Consider the following 19698-nt stretch of genomic DNA (forward strand, 5'->3'; position numbering starts at 1 on the left):
ACGATGTCAAACACAACCCGGTCAGAGAAGAAGAATATCGCAACCATCGCATACCAGTCTACCGAAGCTCTCGGTTATGCCTACGCAACAATCAGGAGATGATCACATGAACCAGAAGAACACAACAAAGAGAACCAACGGGCCAAAGAAAGCCATATCGACCGACGCGATTGCAAACCGCTATTTCACGAGGTAGAATAGTGATGAGCGAGAAGATTACTAGCTCAAGTCGTACTAGGTCGGAACAAACCTCCGATAGGGAAAACAGACTAACTATCGAAGAAGTGCTCGCGTTAGAACCAACGTGAGCCCTTCTCTTTTCTTTTGTCTTATTGTTTATCCAGTATCGTGCATGACGCGCTTTTTTGCCAGAAACTCAGAGTCTTTTCGAGCAAATCCTTCAGCATAGAGGTAGTCAAGGATTTCCTGATGCATATCTTGAATCCAGAATACAACCCTGTCAGTTTGTACTTCACACATGGCGCTTTTTATCACATCTCTACCATAACCCTCTTTGTAGCTGAATGATACCGTTGTAGTATCATTCGAGGCTTGATTGGGTATGAGTTGCATGAAACCAACCACCATATTGCTTTCTGGCTCAGTCAGAGCATAACAGCGCCCTCCACGAATGGTATACTCCCATGTCTTTCGATTCCTATATCCCCAATAGGTATCTGGCTCCAGGTGGATGAAGAGTGGAATGTGCTCCAACCGTGCTATGCCCACCTCGAGATCGAATTCTACTGCAGTAGTATCAGCAGGTCCTTCCAGCTGGAGAATGAGCGATTGTATGCCATATCCAAGCCCCTCTACAAACGAGATAGCCTTCGTTCGATGTGTCTTAGGGGCAATCGCGAAGTGAGTAATAGCTGGGTTAAGGTCCAGAAAGGTTCTCTCCGATTCCTTGACAATCTGAGTCCCAATACCTTTGTTTCTCATCTCGGGGTCTACAGCAAGCTCCCATATCGCTCCCCAGCCAAGGCTTCGCAACATGAGATTGATTGCAACTCCTACAATCTCGTCATCTACAACCGCCACTTTCCACAACTTCTCAAGATCGCCGCTAATCTTGCAGCGGTCCCACGATCGAGAAAAACCTTCGAAGCTCATTTCAAAATCGGGAAAACCTGTTTCATATACACTATAGGCCGCAGCTTTCTCTCCGCTTCTCGGTGGACGAATTGTGACTTCGGACATCAATGGCACCTGTTTTCATCATCTGTCTTGCGTCTAAAGGCTGTGGGTGAAGGTGATTTCAGACAGTAATTATCAGAGATATTCCCGCAAAATAAGCCTGATTCTTTGGCAACAGGTTCAATGTTTGAGATTCGTCGGAGAATCATCTGTCAGGATTAGCAACAATAAAGAGATAGATGGTGCCGAGGAAGGGATTTGAACCCCTGTACTGCTACCAGAACGGATGTCTCATCCGTAGCACGCCAACAGATCTTGAGTCCGTCGCCGTTGGCCGGGCTTGGCTACCTCGGCATACGATTGTCGTTAGGTGGAGCTTTGTTTATAGCAGTTTTCCTTGTACGAAACCCTTCCCCAACTACTGAGATGGTCCAGAACTTCATTCTACTGAGACATCCAAGAGTAAGGGCCTGATTTCCTCGTAGAAATCTATCAGAGCTTTGCTTTTTGGATCCTCACTTTGGAGAATGAACAGGCGGATTTGTTTTCCAACTTTGATTTCCTTTACCAGACCCATATCAACAAGTGGTTGAATGACACGATGGATAGTAGAATGAGCCAAATCCGTTTCCTTTGCTATTCGGCTCAGGTTGAAGAATTCTTTGGGTCTATCTAGAAAATGCTGAACAACTCTCGTTTGTGCCCGAGATGCAAATAATTTCTCAAGTAGTTCTCGCAATTATCATCAGACTCCGTTTCATTTGTCTTTCTTGTATACCACAGAGCTACCGATTTTCTCTCCCCTCAGAATTCGTACTAGGTTCTCAACCTCTCTGCCATCAAAGAATATTGTCCTAATTTTCGAGCGGCGTACAATTCGTATTGCCACAGGATCAAATAATTGGTATTCTCCTGCACGTGTACCACCTTTGGAAAGTATCTCGTTGAGCTCATCTATTGAGAGCTCATCCAATAAAACCGCGTTTTCCTCTCTTGGGTCACGGTCATAGACACCCTCAACATTTGTCGCATTCAACAGAATATCTGCATCAGTTATCTCTGCGGCTAGCGCTGCTACGGCGTTTGTGGATTGGCCCGGAGTTAATCCTCCCATGAAGACGACACGCCCAGATTGCTTTGCCACTTCCAGTTGACCAAGGCTTTCAACCACCTCAGAATATGCTTGGTCCCCAAGAGCTATGGTAAACAGTTCTGCGTTCTTTCGGGTCAACTCAATCCCTAGGATATCACAATTTGCCTCACTCCCACCAAGAGCTCGGGCGGCGGCAATAAACTCACGAGCCGAAGCACCTCCGCCTACGACGACCACAAAATCATGTCCAGCTTCTATAGCTTTGCGTAGCTGTTTAGCGTACGCTTCTATCATCTCAACCTGGATGCGGTTGTCTTGATACAGGAGTGATCCTCCAATTTTGAGAACGACGCGCATAGTCCGGCCTCTGGTGATATTCCTCAGTATCCCGCTTGTTGATACAAACCTAAAGAAGCTTTCCTGAATAGACACGCTTTACGATAAATCGATACCTTCTGATTAACCATCGCGCCAATCTGACACGTCGTTAAGAGCACGTGTTTCTTCTCTAGACAACTCAATATCCAACGCGCCGAGATTGTCATGCAAGTGGTCAAGCGAACTTGTGCCTATGATTGGGGCTGTAATGCTGTCTTTGGTTAGTATCCATGCTAGGGCAATTTGGGGTATGGATACCCCTCTATTATCAGCTATTCTTCCAAGTTCTTCTACGATTCGGTAATTCTCTTCTGTTGCATACCGTTTTTCGATACTTTCTGCTCTCTTCGAATCAGGTGTCTTATGCTTACTGTATTTTCCCGTCAGAAAACCGCCACCAAGGGGGCTATATGGTGTTACTCCCAAGTCGTACTTCCTTACAACTGGGCGAAGATATTTTTCATACTCTTCCCTCCTTGCCAAACTATATGGTGGTTGAATCGCGTCATAGCTTGCCAAATTTCGCGAATCACTTATCCATAGAGATTCTACAATTTGAGCTGCTGTATGATTTGAAGCACCAATATGATGTATACTGCCCTCATCAATCAGCTTGTCAAAAGCCCGAAGTGTAACCTCTTGATCTACCTCCTCATCTGGCCAATGAGACCAGTACAAATCTATCCAGTCTGTTTGAAGACGATCCAAACTGGCTCGTGCCCCTTCAGTGATGTGTTTTCGTGAAAGTCCTTTGTCATTTGGCCTATCACTCATTTTTCCCCGCACCTTTGTAGCCAAGATGATTTCTTCTCTTACACCCCGTTCTTTCATCCACCTTCCGATTATTTCTTCTGATTTTCCAGGATATGATTCATCAGTCCATCGGGAGTAGATATCAGCTGTATCAATCGTGTTGATTCCAGCTTCAAGAGCTACATCCAGCAATTCGAAGCTCTCCTTCTCATTAAGAAGCCAACCAAGCTGCATGCTTCCAAGAATGAAACGGGAGACGCGTAGACCGGTATTTCCTAATGTGACGTAGTTCATGAATAAACAATAGTTAATGATATATGTTAAATCTTCTGAAACGCATGAAACACTACACTGGAAAACCTGAAGTTGTGAGAGGTATGAGATTCAAAAGATGCCGAATTATGGGGATATTTGTAGTAACTGCATTGTTCACGTTTTTGCCTGTATCTACAGTTGCAGCTGGAGATATCACTGGTAATACTTATTTTTTCTCTGCAACGTGGAGTGATCAAAGCTATATCGTTGACGATGGCCCTCTACACAAGTCATCGCTGACAGGGGATTTTCAACTGACCGTCCTAAACATAACCGCCAGTGACGCGTACGAATACCGGTACTTGGGAGCGAATTATCACTCACGCGCCTACGATCCATACTTCGAAAATCGGACAGATAGTGTTTACTTCCAAGATAACAAGGTCAGTTTCGATTTGTCTACTGAAGATGAAGATAGCGACAATAAATCCGAATCGTTTTCCTTTGAAATGACACCACATTTCGAACATCACCATCCAGGACACCTGTTTTTTGTGAACCCTGTTTGGTCGACTCATACCACAGAGTGGAACAGTGCAGTCCAAGAGGCAGAAAACAATCCCACAGTATCAGAAGTTAGTGATTCTATTGGTGATGGCACGTTTTCATTGCAGATTGTTGTAAATACTGAATCTTCCCATGAGCTGTATGGTGCCATGAACGGTACAGCCAAAATCGCCTTTGATGCTTCTTATGATGATAATGGCATCCTTTCCGAATGGCAGGTCTCACAAACCCAAGAGAGCCAGAATGAGAATCATACACTCAGAATGACATTTACACAACATTTTGCGCGATTTTCTGGAGGCGATGTCGTGCTGGATTCGGGTGTTACGACGCTCCTCGGTGTTGGTGGAGCTGCTGCCGTAGGTGGCTTGATTATTGGAGCTTTGGCAATGAAGAAGTACTACTCTTAATCAAAGTGGACAATTTGTGTTGTCCATAAGCCTTTTAGGAGTATTGAGTTGTCCGACTCAAAGGCGGACTTAGGTCCACACCTTGCTGACATCAAGGAGAGTCAACGATTTTGCCAAAAAAATTCAGCCCCAAAATCCAATCCAAGCGATGGAAACCGGAATCCGAAGAGGCAATACTGGATCTCTGGGAAGACGAAGATACCTACGAGTTCAATTCTGAGTCAGATAAAACAATCTACTCTGTTGATACTCCCCCACCATATCTTTCTGGGCCCATGCATATTGGGCAGATGCTGCATTACTGCCAGATAGATCAGATTGCCCGGTACAGAAGAATGCAGAGTCTAGAGGTCAATTTTCCTCTTGGCATAGACCGGAATGGCTTGCCTGTCGAATTGCGAGTAGAGAAAGAGTTCGGCATGGATATGCACAGCACTCCCCGCGCGGAGTTTGTTGCGAAATGCCGGGAGCAACTGGACAAGTACGAAGATGAAGTACTCGATGGTTTCAAGCGCCTCGGAATTGGATTCAATACCTATGAAGATGAGGGCTCATACCGAACGGATAGCCCTCGATATCGTGCGCTTACTCAAGCTACATTCATAGACCTGTGGAGGAATGGCTTGGTCTACAGTGACTATCGACCAAACAATTGGTGCTTCGAGTGTGGCACTACAATTGCTGATGCTGAAGTAGAATACACAGAGCGTCCTACAACTCTGAGCTACATTCGATTCGATGTGGAAGGGAAAGAACCGCTGACCATAGCTACTACTCGACCTGAGCTATTGTGTGCATGCGGAGCCGTTTTCATTCATCCCGACGATGACCGTTACGAAGGCTACGAGGGGGAAACTGTGGATATACCTCTATATGACAAAAAGGTACCAATCATTGCGAGTCCTACTGCAGATAAGGAATTCGGGACCGGTGCCCTCATGGTGTGTAGCTATGGTGACCAAGCTGACGTCATGGCTTTCAGAGATTACGCCTTGGAACCTGTTGCCGCCATATCCCCCGAAGGTGAAATGACCGAGGCTGCAGGTAAGTACGAGGGGATGACGATTGAGGAGGCCAAAGAGGCCATAATCCACGACTTGGACGAAGAGGGCTTCCTTCTGAAACAGGAGGAGACTATACAGCGAGCTCCACTCTGTTGGCGGAGCAAAACCCCCATAGAGTTCATTGCTATGGACGAATACTATGTGAAACAGACCCAATTCATTGATGACTTGAAGGAAATCGTGGAAGAGATTGATTTCTACCCCTCGCATCACAAACAAATTCTGATTAACTGGCTCAACAGAGTATCTGTAGATTGGCCGGTAAGTCGCAGGCGATACTACGGAACGGAGATTCCGATTTGGTATTGTAACAGTTGCGGGGAACCGGTTCTGCCCGATAACGAAGAGCTAGAATACTATCAACCGTGGAAAGAGGACCCACCCTTTGCAAAATGTCCGAAATGCGGTGCCAGTGAGGGTTTTCGGGGCGAAGAGCGCACATTTGATACGTGGATGGATTCGTCGATTTCATGCTTGCAGATTGTCGACTACATGCGCGATGAAGACTTGTTTGAGAAGGCATTTGGAAATGTGATGAGACCTCAAGGGAAAGATATTGTCCGAACTTGGCTGTACTACACTCTTCTCAGGACTTATCAGCTACTCGAAGAACCAGCTTTCAAAGAAGTATGGATTTCTGGCCATGTTGTGGACAAACATGGAGAGAAGATGAGCAAATCTCGAGGCAATTCTCCCCCTCCAAGACCATTCATTGAGGAGTATGGGGCCGACGCTATTCGTATGTTCGGTGTTCTGGAAGCGGGACTGGGTAGCGATATACGATTTTCGGAAAACCGATTGGCCGGAGTCTCCAAATTCATGACCAAGCTGTGGAACATAGCCAGATTCATCTCGATGTTTCCTATACCTGATGATCTCGAATTCAGTGATTTGACACCGGTGGACCAATGGATACTTGCAGAAACAAACCATCTCATTGAAGTAATCACTCCTGATTGTGAACAACTCGATTTTCACAAACCAGCTATAGAAATTCGTAGCTTTGCATGGAATTTCTTTGCAGATCATGTATTGGAATTGCTCAAGGGCCGTTGTTTCAACAATGGAGATCTATTTGGTGAAACGGAACAGAAATCTGCTTGGTTTGTACTACATCAGACCCTTCAGACTATTCTGAGGGCCTTGGCCCCCATAACCCCTTTCATCACGGATAGGATTTATCGTGAACTCTACAATGACGATGGTATTCATAGCCAAAGATATCCTACAAGCAATGACAAATGGAAGTCTCCCCTGACTGATTACACCGAGCTTCTACTGAGCGTCAACGGTGGATTCTGGAAGTTCAAGCGTGAGAACGACATGTCCCTCAGACAGGGTCTACCTGAAGCTGTCGTTCCAGAAGAACTGAAACCCTGGAAGAAAGACCTTATGGCGATGCATGGTATAGACGAGCTAAAGTTCGAGAAACCCGAAGATGACGAATTAGTAGAAGCGGAGTTGCCCGAATCAAATCGGACAATATACATCTCCCCTCCGTCTGAAGACTAGGGAACCCATTCCCTGTTTTGAGTTGCATGGAGAGTATCTCTCTATGCAACTTCTACTTTGTTGATATGTTCCGTTTCACACTTCATGCTATTGGAAACTAGACAATATTTTCCTGCTAGCTCCAATGCTCTTTCTGCTTTCTTCTTGAGGTCCGAACTTCCAACTTTGACAGTAGTCTCCAAAACAATCTTCGTGAACTCAAATCCCTTTTCGACTCGTTCCAGGGTGCCCTCCCCTTTACAGCTGAATGTTTTAAACTCGAATCGCATCTTATTCGAAAATGCCACGAATGTCGTCATGAAACAAGCGGTTGCAGAGGAGACGAACATGTCCTCTGGTGAGGTTATACCTTCGGGTCCATCGAACTCTGGCGGAGATGCAACCTGTATATCAGGTTTTCCTGCTATTTTCAATTCTCCTACAGTATCATGTTTCCAGTTCACGGTCACTTCGTATTTGTGAGTCTCATCACTCAAGGCAATCACAACGGGAAGGAGGGGCTTATGAAGAAAAAGATTCCTAACCACCCTATTCCACGACAATCTCGTGTTCATGTTCCCTTGGACATTTCATACTGTTTGCCACAAAGCAGTATTTGTCACCAAGTTCAAGAGCTCGCTCGATTTTCTTTCGTAGGTTCTCATCACTGATTACTACAGTTGATTTCATATCGATTTTCGTAATCTCGAAGCTTCGCCCAACTTTTTCTAGGCGTCCAGTGGCTTCTACATCAAATGATTCAAACTCGATATGCATTTTCTTCGTGAACACGGCGAAAGAGTTCATAAAACAAAGAGCTGCTGAAGCTACGAAAAGCTCTTCTGGATTGTGAAGATTCGGTTGACTTTTGAATGCGGATGGTCTTGATGCTTCTATCGGTTTTTTGTCTTCTACAAGCACGGCACTTCCACCATTGTAATCCCAGACCACAGTCGCATTGTAATATCGGTCTTCTTCGGCCATTATCAGCACCAGAAACTTCCATTGAACAGTTACATGAAAAAGGGTTTGTATCTGACTGCTATATGAGATAAACATTTCAACTGGTATAATCACACATCACCAATACTAATTACAGTCCTGTAGATACACAATCGAGGCGACGCGGCAATGAGTGATCAAGAAATAGAAATCGATCTTTGGAGCACTGATCTTCACGAAGTTGAAATAGGTTTGAATAAACAGGAGGAATATAGAGCCAAGTCGAGGCATTTCACAAAAGACAGCGATATTTTGGGTGAAGTATCCGGGGCTATGGATGGTTATATCACTATCCGGGTTGACCCATGGAACCAGGAGCCAACATCACAGAGGCTCGTTATGCGTTTATTTACTGAATCCATGAACTGGAAGGCATCCCTGGAAGAACTTGTTGGTCAAGGAATGGCACGGACGCTTGCAACTGGCCATGGTGTCCCTACTTTTACTGTGATTATAGATGGGAATGATCACCTTGTTCCCCTTGAACGAGCATACTCACCCTCGCTACTTAACAAAGAAATCTATTCCTTTATGATTCTCGATGATGGAGCATTCAAGGGATATCACATTATCGCCGATCGGTTTAGTATAGGCGCCGATTTCACTGTTAAGAGCCATCATGGGGAGAAAGTTGCTTCCATTGGGGGGTCTGTATTCGACCTAGGTGGCAAGTGGAAAATCAGAACATTTGAAGAGAAACCTGTTCCCCCATCTTTCGATGACGTTCTTGTTCTCTTCTGTGCGTCCATCAAAACCCTCAACGAAATAAAGGACAGACTTGAATCCAATGCCAGACGCTTAAACAAGAATGAGGCTGAAATGGATATCAATCTACAAGAAATGCGACTCTATGGCAATCCTCGGCGTCTGGAATACTAAGACACTATCTCCGTTGCCTGGCGGCGACAGATCCATTCACCCCCTCCCATCTCTGCACGAGCTACAATTCTACACCACTGGAGGCCATTCGCACCTTTTCCAATGGGTTCTTCAGTGACTCATACTACGAAATCGGCAATAAAGACACAGGATTTCATAGTGGTCACTTCCCCTATGTTGTAGGGTGCACTCACCGAAGTTGAGTTGCTTGGCTATAAAATGATGGTGGACCGGGTGGGATTTGAACCCACGCCCTCTTGATTGCGAACCAAGCGATCTGCCAGCTGATCTACCGGCCCACATTTTTAGTGAAGCTGAGAGCAGATCAATTCACGCAAATCTAGCCATGGGTACTTCGTACAATGGTCCCATTTTGAGTTGTCTTAAAATCTTGCCGAATCGACTATTGTATATTATCTATACTTCTATTCCAAATGCTTCTGAGAAACGCTCTATCTTTTTGAACTCCTGAAGAAACTCCCTTCCTTTCTCTGTGAGAGAATAAATCCGTCTGTTTTCATCGATGTCATTTTCTAGAATCAGATTCTTTTTCATTAGCTCTTCGAGATACTCAGTTAGGCGATCATGAGATAGATTTGCGCCATACAAGATTTTTGTTGGACCTACCCCATCGCTTCCCTCACGTTTAATCGTACGCATCATATCAACCAAGATTCTGATTTTGGATCGGTACGACTTTGTCATGTGTCTCTCCCCGCTCCGACAAGCATCAATAATAATGCAGCAAAACCTAGGAATTGAAATATTTGGCTAAGTAAATATCCCCGAATTGCATTGGCAGCGATGATTGATGTGATGTGACTTGTCAGGACAAGTGCGAAGGCTGCAAAAACATAGAATGCATATCTGTTTCTATTTGATAGATAGTTCATGAGTGATTGTAGTACCACGACTATCAGGATAAGTATTGCAACCATCTCAAGGCTGGGGTCAAGCAGGAATGGCAAGGCGAGTAGTGTCACAACCGACGGGGCCTTCTCAGAACGAGTATGCCGAGTAGAAATGGCAAAGATAAGGTATGCCATTATCCTCATCATGCCATATGCAATGGTTACCACACTAATGAGGGTATTAGACCTTGCTACTCCTTCATTTTGAAGCACAAAGAAATACAGTGTTCCAACGACTCGTCCCAGCATTCCCGCAGATAATATGAGAAAACCCGTTGATAAGTCCGCCAACCGTTTCTGTTCTGTAATTCTGTATGCTTTGTTGGCGTAGTGAGATACAGCTAGAGCGATGATTCCACTGATTGTCTCCAGGAGGAGATCCAATCTAACTAGCTGAACAATTGGTTGCTGCATTATGGAACAGTCCTTGGCGTGTCTGGAATGTTACTCTACTGATTAATTGGTTGCATACTTCCTTTTGTACTCTACTCTGATGTATTGATATGACCTGCAAAATACTACTAGATGATTCATACATATTAAAGATTCATTGACCCTTTAAAATCAAAAACAGAAGAACCACATGAACTACAATGAAGCGCCCCACAAAAACAGCCGTAGTGTTCGTGTCTGTTATTATAGCAGGTAGCCTACTTGCGGGTCACATGCTATCAGTTGATGCAACTGCTGAATTCATGTCCGCTGATACGTCACCTCGTAACATAGATGTTGGCGAGAGTTTCATTCTCTCATCACGAGGCGGAGCACGAGCTGATTCCAATGGTGACAAGATACATGCTTTAACCAAGCTAGAACTGCACTTTGAAGTCGCTGGAAAGGAAAATCGACGATTACAATTAAACGCATTCTCGGGACATTTAATCCTGAATGAAACTCGATTTGCCATTGAAGACGGTAGAGGAGTTGTCGGCAGACCCACCCAAGGAAGATTCAACGGGACAACGGTTGTGGGCTTTCGTTTCAATGTAACAGATTCTGAAGGTAACACCGGGACTGTTGTATTTCTTGGGAAAGTTGTGTCAGCAGCCCGAGGAAAGGTTCTTCGCATGATTGGAACGGTTCACGTAGACGGCTTGGCATACAAATGGCGGCACATTGGACGTGTCCGCAGAGCCTAAAAGGTGGAAGAAGCCGATGGCTAAGGGCGATTGTAGGATTTATCACTCAGCCGTCGAAGAGGAGGACTTGTGCTCTCCTCCAATTTTCCTTATTCTCGATTTTCTTCAACCATTTCTTCTAGCTTTGAAAGACGATCTTTCAAATCCCTATTTACCTTCTCGAGCTCCTCGATACTCTTCTGCATTGCATCGATTTCTTCCGGTTCTTTGTCTTTGCTCAACGCCCTGATAGCTTCCCTCGAGTATCTGATGACCCTCGCCATGACTGCCCGTTCCGCGATGTTGCGTAGAACCGGGATGAGTGAAGCATCACCGTAGTCTTTGACAGCAAGAAGTGTCATGACCTTTACACGATAGGATTCATCATCAAGGAGCTTCTCCAATTCTGACTTGATTTCAGGTCGTTTCTTCTTGTATCGCTTACCGAGCTTTGCAAGCACCTTTGGCACGGTTCTGCGTAGCTCGTCCGGCGTACCTACTTCCAGGTATGGCATGATGTTATCGATTGCCTCTTCCTTTTCTATTTCCCCAAGTCCCTGTATGTATCCCTGTTTGATGATGTGGTGCCAGCTTTCCGGTGCTTCTTCCAAACCTTCTACAAGTGTATCAAATGCGTCTTCATGCTTCGTCTTGCCAATAGAATTGGCTGCAGCAGAAACAACGAAGTAGCTCTTCTTGTCTTTTGATAGCTCCTTAAGGGCTTCAAAAGCACGGTCATTCTGATAGAATTCGCCGAGTGCTTTAGCAACTCCCGTTCGAGCTTTGCTATGTTCCACGTTCGTGGCCCGCAACAACTGGTCAAGAGCACTCTCGTTCTTGATGGAGCCCAATACTTCTGCGATTTCCACTTGGGTTCCCCAGAACTCCTCGTTGAGCAATGCTTTGCCAAGCGCTCGTATTGCCTTAGGAGATGCTTTCTCACCCAAAGCCTGAGCTGCCTTGATTTTCTGCACAACATTGGTACCATGCCTGAGCTGCTCTATCCACATTGGTTCTGGCTTCTCGATGGTCCAATCCATGAGGGTTGCATAATCTGGATCAATGATTATTTGCTTAGGCTTGACGTTGACTGGATAGTAAAAGGAGTGTACACGCTCATCGATCTCCATCTTGTATCTTGTGCGCTTTCCTTCGTTATCGACGAATTCCACTGTCAGGGGGAACTTGAACACCTCAGGCGTCATTTCATGTTCCTGTGTCTGTTCAATCCGCACCTTAGCATGTTTGAGATTCTCATCATATGAACATTTGATTTTGCATTCGGGATAGCCGGCTTTGTAGAGCCATTGTTCAAAGAACCAGCCGTAATCGTCACCAGTCATTTCGGTAAACAGAGCTTCAAGATCGTGTGTATATACCGACTCGTATGCATATCGATCCATCCATTCACCCAGAATACGCCACCAGTTCTCTTCACCAACTAGATGCTTGAGCATATAGTATCTCCAAGCCCCACCTGGGTATAGGTGGCGATCAAAAACATCCATGCCACGCTCCCACTTATTTTGAACTAATGGTCTGCGATACTTCTTCTTATCTTCCTTGAAATACGCTTTCTGCTTCCCATATTGCTCGTAGTAGTACTCATCATCACCCTTGTCATGGCGCTTCCATTCATTCTGCATTTGTGTGGCCCACCCCTCATTGAGCCAACCATGACTCCAGGTCCGACAGGTCACCAGGTCCCCACCCCAGCTATGTGCCAACTCATGGGAAACAAGGCCATCCGAATCGAAATCCTTGTGTGCTTTTTCATCATGAAGTGTTTCGTCAGTTTGAATTGTTGCGCTGACGTTTTCCATTCCCCCAGCCACAAACTCTGCTGCTGTTACCTGCGCATATTTGTCCCACGGAAATGGAACACCAAGCTTATTCTCGAAGAACGTGACCATGTCAGGAGTTTTCTCAAAAGAGCGATAAACAGTATCCTTGTCCCATTTCGGATGGGTGTAGTAACTGACTTCGAGACCGTTTACCTCTTCTTTGAATACTTGGGCTTTACTTATCCATACCATCATAAGATATGCCGGAATCGGTTTTTCTTGGTACCAGTGGAAACTTTCGGTTCCATCATCATTTTCTTTCCGTTCCTTGAGCACACCATTACTCATGGCGAAGTAGCCTTTGGGAACTGTCAGGATCGTTTCCGTTGCGAACTTGTGGGAGGGATTATCGTAGACTGGTACAATGAATCTGGCATAATCATCCTGAAGCTGTGTCCAAGCGCTTTTCTCGCTGTCGGGAAATTCGGGACGGGGGCTTGTAAAGAAGAGCCCCGCCCGCGGCTTGTCAATAGCATAGACAAAGGTAATTTCCTCTTTGTCACCTTCTTCAAGGGTTTCCTTCAGATACACAATCATACCCTCGTCATCAGGATTCAGCTCCCATTCCAGTTCCTCCTCGTTAGAATCGCGAATCATGGTTATTTCAAGCTCAGCTGCGTGAAGGTGAAGGGTATCTAGTTCCTCCACAATTGATTCTATGCTGAGTTTCGATATAGCATCAACATATTGTTTGTCCAAATCAACCCGCCAATCCATTGTCAGCTGGTTTATTTCATAATGACGGGGTGGTGCCCATTGCGGCCGCGCAGTTGGAAAGGTGAAATCTTCGCGGTCGTCCAATAGTGCTTGTTCGGCTTCCCTGATACTGCCCCGCATGAGCAGTTTCAGATATTCATGAAAATCAGTCATCTCAGAATCCTCGGTTCTCCGCTACTCGGAGTCCATGGATTAGTTGGAAGCAGACTATAATGTAAACATTTGCTATTGCGCCAGCATATGCATGGCACGTGGATTCTGGCTTCAGATTCACTCTTCAATACCTGAATCTGTTGGAATAGCGTGTATTTCCGCGCGCCCTACTTTGTAAGTATGCGAGATTTTATATTCGCTTCTCAAGTACCTCGACATCGAGTTACCCCGAAATTCGGGCCGTCAGAACGCATGGAGAGGCTCCGAAAAGCTTGTTCCTTGCAAAGGTTTAAAACGGTTTGAATCGGGGTACAAATGCTTCGTGTCCAAAGGTGTCATGCCTGATGCTGTCGGCGAATGCCGAGCGATGATGGTTCTGACTTCCAGACACGAATATATGATGCGGACTTGAGATAGACTGGCATGTTATGTGCTGGAATCCCCTCAGGTCTAAGATACGCTCAACAGTGTGCAGGCCAAGGGTAAGCTTTCTGCTAACCCCGCGCGCCTGTACTTCACAAGTTCATAGTGTGCACAACATTATGCATGGTATTTTACCTTGCCAACATGCGTAATTGGGATCAACTCTAGTTGATCCTGCTAGAGGACACTGCTAACGGCTTGGGGTTAAGACATGCAAGTGCAACGGACTCACTTCCGAGTCTGTCGCGAACGGCTCAGTAGCGTGTCGCTAACCTACCCTGTGGAGGCGGAAAACGCCGGGAAACTGGCGCTAATCCGCTACAGGGGCGATGTTCTGGAAATGATTTCGCCCTTAAACGGGTGCTTCGGTATGTGGAGCATTCCGCCGCAGGACGGGGCGGCACTGGATCATACTTGTAAGTGGGGTAACTGCCCACTTAGGTTATGACCCGAACGGGCGATGTAAGTCGTGGCCCGGAGAAGGGCACTGAGACAAGGGCCCTAGCCCCACGGGGCGCAGCAGTTACGAAACCTCACCAATGCGCGAAAGCGTGAGTGGGCCAAGCCGAGTGACGGGGGATAACTCCGTCTGTGGCGGATCCGTAGGGTGGACCGCTAGAAAGGAGAGGGCAAGGCTGGTGCCAGCCGCCGCGGTAAAACCAGCTCTTCGAGTGGTGTCCATGATTATTGAGCTTAAAGCGTCCGTAGCCTGTTCAGTAGGTCCCTGCTAAAATCCGGTCGCCTAACGGTCGGAAGGGTAGGGATACCGCTGTACTTGGGGGCGGGAGACGACGACGGTACTCCGCAGGTAAGGGTGAAATCTTATGATCTGCGGAGGACCACCAGTGGCGAAGGCGGTCGTCGAGAACGCGCCCGACGGTGAGGGACGAAACCCAGGGGAGCGAATCGGATTAGATACCCGAGTAGTCCTGGGCGTAAACCATGCCCGTTAAGTGTTGCTACGGCCACGAGCCGTGGCGGTGCTGCAGCAAAAGCGTTAAACGGGCCGCTTGGGAAGTACGGTCGCAAGACTGAAACTTAAAGGAATTGGCGGGGGAGCACCACAAGGGGTGGAGCTTGCGGTTTAATTGGACTCAACGCCGGAAAACTTACCCGCCCAGACAGCCGAATGAGAGCCAGACTGATGATCTTGCTCGACGAGCTGAGAGCTGGTGCATGGCCATCGTAAATTCGTGCCGTGAGGTATCAGCTTAAGTGCTGCAACGAATGAGACCCTTGCCACCTAATTGCCAGCCGGGGGCTTCGGCCCTGACGGGGCACATTAGGGGGACTGCTAGCGAAAAGCTGGAGGAAGGTGAGGGCCACGGTAGGTCCGTATGCCGCGATATGGGCGGGGCCACACGCGTGCTACAATGGCGAGGACAATGCGTTACAACACCGAAAGGTGAAGTCAATCGCGAAACCTCGTCGTAGTCGGAATCGCGGATTGCAATTCATCCGCGTGAACCTGGAATCCCTAGTATCCGCGTGTCACTAACGCGCGGAGAATACGTCCCTGCTTCTTGCACACACCGCCCGTCGCTCCATGCGAGCGGTTCTGGGGTGAGGCGCTGTCTGAAAAGGCGGTAACGAATCTTGGGATCGCAAGTAGGGAGAAGTCGTAAGCGGGTCACACTTCGTGACAAGCCGATTAACAAGGTATCCGTAGCGGAAGCTGCGGATGGATCACCTCCTACGTTCCCACTCTAAGAGTGGGAGTACATGAGGTACAGACGAGCGGGGTTAGAGGAACAGGGAGTTTGCCCTCCTGACACTGTTGAGCACCCTCTATATTTTGCATATGTTTTACAATGCTGAGTTAACATGCCGTCTGGCTAATCGGCGTTTTCGATTTTCTTTAGCAACTCTTTTGCTGCTTCGAGCTCCAGTCTCGTAGCGTTATTTCCCCATTTCTCCAGTTGCTTCTCGTAGATACTGATAGCTTCTTCCACATGGTTTCTTGCCTCAGAGGATTTCTAGTCTTTCAACAAAGCGTGGGCATATTCAACAAGGGTCTCGGCAAGGTCGCCTTGCTCGAGCGGGTCTGCCGATGTCAGTTCCCGATGATACTTCACCTTTCGCTTCAACAGGTCAGCTCCACCTTCCTCCCCTAGTTCTTTGAAGATGATTTTTGGAATCAGCTCCTCGATTTTCCTCATCACATAGTTGTGATTGACCAGCTTCTTCTTCCACACTTCCTTGTCACAGTTGAAATAGGACTTGACGGGTTTCTTCACCCTGTCTTTTGCCACCTCAACCGAAGAATCGACATCTTCTGGTCCAATCATCTCTGTGAACGTGAAGAGTCTGATTTTGTTTCTCCAATCTCCAGTAATGTTTGACTCAAAAGAGATTTCCAGCGCACCCTTCCATCGATGGACTTTCCCGCGCAGTATTTCGTTCTCAAGTTGCCTGAACGATCCCAGGGGAACTTGCTCTTGCCCAAGAATCTTCGCCATTCTCCAGTCTTCCCTGAAAACCATACCCTCTCGCGTGCTCGGGTCTGGCTGGAAACCAAGCTCGATGTTGTAAAGGTGGTTTTCAAAAATCAACCTCTTCGACTCCATCATGCTCAGGATATCACGAGTGTCTACAGATTCACTGAATATATTGCGTAATCGCTCATTTTTGACAGATTTAGGAACATGTACCATCCAGCACCTTCCATGTTGATTGACCCCCTCAAGAACCGGACAGTATTCCTCCGCGTGGGTTACAGTTAACTTCACGGGCTCTTCTTTGGCATTGAGCAGTTCCGCACAGGTGAGGGGAAGCGGCGCATCAATTTCGACATACGGTTCTTTGCGGAAGACATAGGGCTTGAGAAGTGGCAGCTGCTCAAACTTGATGTCTTGATACGGGTCCCAGGTCAGGTACTGGTTCGGATTGACCGAGCTTTGTAGGGGAATCCCATCTACTACCGGCCGACGCAAAAGTGATAGAACTTCCGAGGTCCGATGAAACCGTCGTGTATCAACTGTTTCACCTTCGTGCTCGAACTCAACAAGATAGTCCAACCCGTCTATGGAAAGGATACATTTTGCTGGGATGACATCTGTGAGGTCCTCTGCAATCTCTTCGAGTCTGCCTTTCACCCGTGCTTCCAATCCGGGGGGTACTGCTGACCCCCGCGGCTGCTTGATATTGGAATTACTCGCGTAGTCGATTCTCATGCCCCGTATCTGTGAGATGGCATCCCTCTTTCTAGGGATGATAGTCACTTCCCCTGACAGTTCCCATCCGCCGTCCGTGAACACCCATAAATACTCAATTCTATCAAGTGTCGCGACCATGATATTGTGGAGAGAATCGGTGCTCATCGCTTTCTCAAGACTGGCGGCCATCACATTGTGCGCATTCGCAGTCCAGCTGAATGCACCCCTGACATTCATCGGAATCCTGTCTTCCCAATAGCCGCTTACAAGCTTGGTCTTATCATATCGATCTTGGAGAAAGAGCCAGCACCCCTGCCCGTCACAGTCCAGCAGGAGACCGTGTCGAACTTGGGTCTGTGTAGGTACAGGAGTCGCGACAAGCTCCTTTGCACGCTTGTTCAGGTTAGACCAGACACTCCTCACACCGAACTTGGGAATCATTCGTTCGCGCGTTTCCTTATCCCTGAGCTCGAATCCGAGATGATGTAATTGCCAGGGACGGAGAACATCCCAGAGGGTCTCTATATCAGCGTCATCCAGTTCCGGGTGAACAACTCTGATTGCAACCAGGAATAAGAACAGATGATTACCATACAGCGTTGCTATGTGCGGCCTGCTTTCAAGAATATCATCCAATGTTTTGCTAGCTTTGGGGAGGAGTCCATCGCCCAATCGTTTCTCACGATGCCATTCAAGGAGCCTCCATACATCATTTGAAAGCTCGTCATTCTTCAGGATAGAGACGACCTTCTTCAAAGCTTCAAGTGGTTCATCTCTTGTTGCTTTCTTCAGGTAACTTGATAGGGTGACCATCAATCTTTCCCAAAGATAATCTCCGCCTTTGACTTTTCGAGAAAGAAAGGCCACAGTCCGCCGTAAGCGACGGAGCTCTTTCCGCTGAACTTCTTCTTCGTCGATTTTATGGATTACGAGTCTCGCTGCGTCCGGAGGTCTATAGATTTGGGTAACAGGTTCGACATGTAGCTTATCATTCCTGTATCTTCTTGCTCGGGTGATTTCTCTCTCTGGTATGATCTGAAGGTTCTCGGCGTAGCTTTTGCCATACCCTTTCGCTTTGATTCGTACCCTGTACCTAACCCTGGACATGATACCTCCCGGGTTGGAGGGTCCTGCCGTCCGAAATTCTACTGATAGTGGTGTGAATTGGTACTTGCTTTTCTCATCCTGTTGCAGTTCTTTTCGAAGGAACGGCACGAGTTCTAGTGAGTCATACAGGAGATCAAGGCGGAGGTCTCTGTTATTCCTATCATGTATGAGGCTGTCAGCAGTTAGCAGTCCTCTACCGAGGCCTGTACCCTTCGATGATTTCTCCCTTTCGCCCCATTGCTTACTTCTGAACCGGGCTGTCCAGCCTTCCAGAGGTGGCACTTGCGCGAAATAGGAAATTACTCTTTCCTCCGAATGCTCAATCATGATTCTGACATCGTCAAGCAAGGGGGCTTTCTGAGGGAATGCATACGGTCGCAATGGAAGATCCCATACTATGTCAGTCACATAATGGCGATGGGAGGAAGAATCATAGAACGGGTGAACCGCCCGACTCAGGTACTTGCCAGAAGTACGCTCAGGATTTGATCAGCATGAGGTCCCTGCTGGCGGCGCTTGGCTGCCCTATTGCGTGGACGCTTGAACCCCCAGTGACCTGCGTCCCCTCCCGTATAGACATAATCCAAGAACGCTGACAATCTTCTTACTTGGAGTAATGCATACTTGCTGAACTCTTTGGGGTCAACTCTGGAAATGAAGGCCTTAGCGCAGAGATTACGTCCGTGAGATCGTATCATATCAATGAAATCGAGCTCTGGGAGGGTGGGACCATGGGCTGTCTCGACTGAACCAAGCTTGTTGTTTCCTTCATATCCCCAGATTGGCACAGTACCTCTTTGGCCAATCTCCTCCGGTGTGGGCATGGGATACAGACAAACTGCATAATCTCGTAGAATGGCCCCGTGTATGTTGAGGAGCTTGTTAAGATATCCGACCGGCCCGTCTTTCTCGCTTCTTATCCGTTTGTTCTCTGTGTTTCCGTATCTGGCCGTACTCTGCCATATGAAGTCAAGCTCATCAAAACGGAGGTACTTTTCTTGTTTGGTAACTGGGAAGAAGTTTGGATTTCCTTTCTGCTTGCCTATTCTCCACTCGTTCGTTGCTCCCCTCAATTTGCTGAGTGCCCTTGTGTGGATGTCTTTGGTGTCCTTGTTGACACGCTCCCTGAGCAAATCCACCAGAGCTCTAAGGCCAACTAATTCAGCCTTTACGATTACCTTGGCAGGATCATCAGGATACACGTTAAACGCCGTCTCTCAGGCCCTCTCCGTTATGACGAA

Annotated in this window: 15 protein-coding genes, 2 tRNA genes and 1 rRNA gene; 5 read left to right on the forward strand and 13 right to left on the reverse strand. The window is 47.1% G+C overall.

Going from position 1 to position 19698, the window contains the following annotated elements:
* Positions 1–336: 336 nt before the first annotated feature.
* The 5 genes from GF309_13920 to GF309_13940 all read right to left on the reverse strand — a co-directional run bounded on the left by GF309_13920 (position 337) and on the right by GF309_13940 (position 3655).
* Positions 337–1200, reverse strand: coding sequence for a GNAT family N-acetyltransferase (locus tag GF309_13920; GenBank protein MBD3159876.1), 864 nt, complete (start codon positions 1198–1200; stop codon positions 337–339).
* Between the two features lie 177 nt (positions 1201–1377).
* Positions 1378–1491: transfer RNA gene (locus GF309_13925), tRNA-Leu, on the reverse strand.
* Between the two features lie 85 nt (positions 1492–1576).
* On the reverse strand, positions 1577–1876 hold the full coding sequence (locus GF309_13930) for a helix-turn-helix domain-containing protein (GenBank protein MBD3159877.1): 300 nt from the start codon (positions 1874–1876) through the stop codon (positions 1577–1579).
* Between the two features lie 18 nt (positions 1877–1894).
* Positions 1895–2587 carry a UMP kinase gene (gene pyrH, locus GF309_13935; protein MBD3159878.1) on the reverse strand — a complete coding sequence of 231 codons (693 nt, stop codon included), beginning with the start codon at positions 2585–2587 and terminating at the stop codon, positions 1895–1897.
* A gap of 102 nt (positions 2588–2689) precedes the next feature.
* The gene (locus GF309_13940; protein MBD3159879.1) at positions 2690–3655 is read right to left on the reverse strand and encodes an aldo/keto reductase; all 966 of its coding nucleotides are present in this window, start codon (positions 3653–3655) and stop codon (positions 2690–2692) included.
* An 83-nt stretch (positions 3656–3738) separates the two neighbouring features.
* Between GF309_13940 and GF309_13945 the strand changes: the two genes are divergently transcribed.
* Both GF309_13945 and GF309_13950 read left to right on the forward strand, forming a co-directional pair.
* On the forward strand, positions 3739–4593 hold the full coding sequence (locus GF309_13945) for a hypothetical protein (protein MBD3159880.1): 855 nt from the start codon (positions 3739–3741) through the stop codon (positions 4591–4593).
* A 110-nt stretch (positions 4594–4703) separates the two neighbouring features.
* A complete protein-coding gene (locus GF309_13950; GenBank protein MBD3159881.1) occupies positions 4704–7169 on the forward strand; it encodes a valine--tRNA ligase in 2466 nt (821 codons plus the stop codon).
* Between the two features lie 41 nt (positions 7170–7210).
* On the opposite strand, the gene GF309_13955 is transcribed toward GF309_13950, so the two are convergent.
* Complete coding sequence (locus tag GF309_13955) at positions 7211–7723, reverse strand: OsmC family peroxiredoxin (GenBank protein ID MBD3159882.1); 513 nt, start codon at positions 7721–7723, stop codon at positions 7211–7213.
* A complete protein-coding gene (locus GF309_13960) occupies positions 7698–8225 on the reverse strand; it encodes a hypothetical protein (GenBank protein ID MBD3159883.1) in 528 nt (175 codons plus the stop codon). The genes GF309_13955 and GF309_13960 overlap by 26 nt, the downstream gene beginning before the upstream one ends.
* Positions 8226–8279: 54 nt before the next feature.
* On the opposite strand from GF309_13960, the gene GF309_13965 reads away from it, so the two are divergent.
* The gene (locus GF309_13965) at positions 8280–9029 is read left to right on the forward strand and encodes a hypothetical protein (protein ID MBD3159884.1); all 750 of its coding nucleotides are present in this window, start codon (positions 8280–8282) and stop codon (positions 9027–9029) included.
* Between the two features lie 223 nt (positions 9030–9252).
* On the opposite strand, the gene GF309_13970 is transcribed toward GF309_13965, so the two are convergent.
* The 3 genes from GF309_13970 to GF309_13980 form a co-directional block, all read right to left on the reverse strand.
* A tRNA-Ala gene (locus GF309_13970) sits at positions 9253–9328 on the reverse strand.
* 118 nt (positions 9329–9446) lie between these two features.
* The gene (locus GF309_13975) at positions 9447–9734 is read right to left on the reverse strand and encodes a hypothetical protein (GenBank protein ID MBD3159885.1); all 288 of its coding nucleotides are present in this window, start codon (positions 9732–9734) and stop codon (positions 9447–9449) included.
* Positions 9731–10354: a hypothetical protein gene (locus tag GF309_13980; GenBank protein ID MBD3159886.1), complete on the reverse strand. Its 624-nt coding sequence runs from the start codon at positions 10352–10354 to the stop codon at positions 9731–9733. Before GF309_13980 ends, GF309_13975 begins: the two co-directional genes overlap by 4 nt.
* Positions 10355–10533: 179 nt before the next feature.
* Between GF309_13980 and GF309_13985 the strand changes: the two genes are divergently transcribed.
* Entirely contained in the window at positions 10534–11079 is a 546-nt protein-coding gene (locus GF309_13985; protein MBD3159887.1) for a hypothetical protein, read from the forward strand.
* A gap of 89 nt (positions 11080–11168) precedes the next feature.
* Here GF309_13985 and GF309_13990 read toward each other — a convergent pair whose 3' ends face one another.
* On the reverse strand, positions 11169–13772 hold the full coding sequence (locus GF309_13990; protein MBD3159888.1) for a hypothetical protein: 2604 nt from the start codon (positions 13770–13772) through the stop codon (positions 11169–11171).
* A 582-nt stretch (positions 13773–14354) separates the two neighbouring features.
* Here GF309_13990 and GF309_13995 point away from each other — a divergent pair.
* Positions 14355–15820: ribosomal RNA gene (locus tag GF309_13995) — 16S ribosomal RNA — on the forward strand.
* A gap of 351 nt (positions 15821–16171) precedes the next feature.
* Here GF309_13995 and GF309_14000 read toward each other — a convergent pair.
* Together GF309_14000 and GF309_14005 are read right to left on the reverse strand one after the other, a co-directional pair.
* Positions 16172–18784, reverse strand: coding sequence for a hypothetical protein (locus GF309_14000; GenBank protein ID MBD3159889.1), 2613 nt, complete (start codon positions 18782–18784; stop codon positions 16172–16174).
* Positions 18785–18912: 128 nt separating this feature from the next.
* On the reverse strand, positions 18913–19659 hold the full coding sequence (locus GF309_14005) for a hypothetical protein (GenBank protein ID MBD3159890.1): 747 nt from the start codon (positions 19657–19659) through the stop codon (positions 18913–18915).
* Positions 19660–19698: the final 39 nt, after the last annotated feature.

Source organism: Candidatus Lokiarchaeota archaeon, assembly GCA_014730275.1.
Lineage (GTDB): Archaea > Asgardarchaeota > Thorarchaeia > Thorarchaeales > Thorarchaeaceae > WJIL01.

Bases quoted from the DNA above. Each gene is read 5' to 3' on its own strand.
- GF309_13920 (MBD3159876.1), bottom strand. From the start codon at position 1,200: ATGTCCGAAGTCACAATTCGTCCACCGAGAAGCGGAGAGAAAGCTGCG.
- pyrH (MBD3159878.1), bottom strand. From the start codon at position 2,587: ATGCGCGTCGTTCTCAAAATTGGAGGATCACTCCTGTATCAAGACAAC.
- GF309_13940 (MBD3159879.1), bottom strand. From the start codon at position 3,655: ATGAACTACGTCACATTAGGAAATACCGGTCTACGCGTCTCCCGTTTC.
- GF309_13945 (MBD3159880.1), top strand. From the start codon at position 3,739: ATGAGATTCAAAAGATGCCGAATTATGGGGATATTTGTAGTAACTGCA.
- GF309_13955 (MBD3159882.1), bottom strand. From the start codon at position 7,723: ATGAACACGAGATTGTCGTGGAATAGGGTGGTTAGGAATCTTTTTCTT.
- GF309_13965 (MBD3159884.1), top strand. From the start codon at position 8,280: ATGAGTGATCAAGAAATAGAAATCGATCTTTGGAGCACTGATCTTCAC.
- GF309_13975 (MBD3159885.1), bottom strand. From the start codon at position 9,734: ATGACAAAGTCGTACCGATCCAAAATCAGAATCTTGGTTGATATGATG.
- GF309_13980 (MBD3159886.1), bottom strand. From the start codon at position 10,354: ATGCAGCAACCAATTGTTCAGCTAGTTAGATTGGATCTCCTCCTGGAG.
- GF309_13985 (MBD3159887.1), top strand. From the start codon at position 10,534: ATGAAGCGCCCCACAAAAACAGCCGTAGTGTTCGTGTCTGTTATTATA.
- GF309_13990 (MBD3159888.1), bottom strand. From the start codon at position 13,772: ATGACTGATTTTCATGAATATCTGAAACTGCTCATGCGGGGCAGTATC.
- GF309_14000 (MBD3159889.1), bottom strand. From the start codon at position 18,784: ATGATTGAGCATTCGGAGGAAAGAGTAATTTCCTATTTCGCGCAAGTG.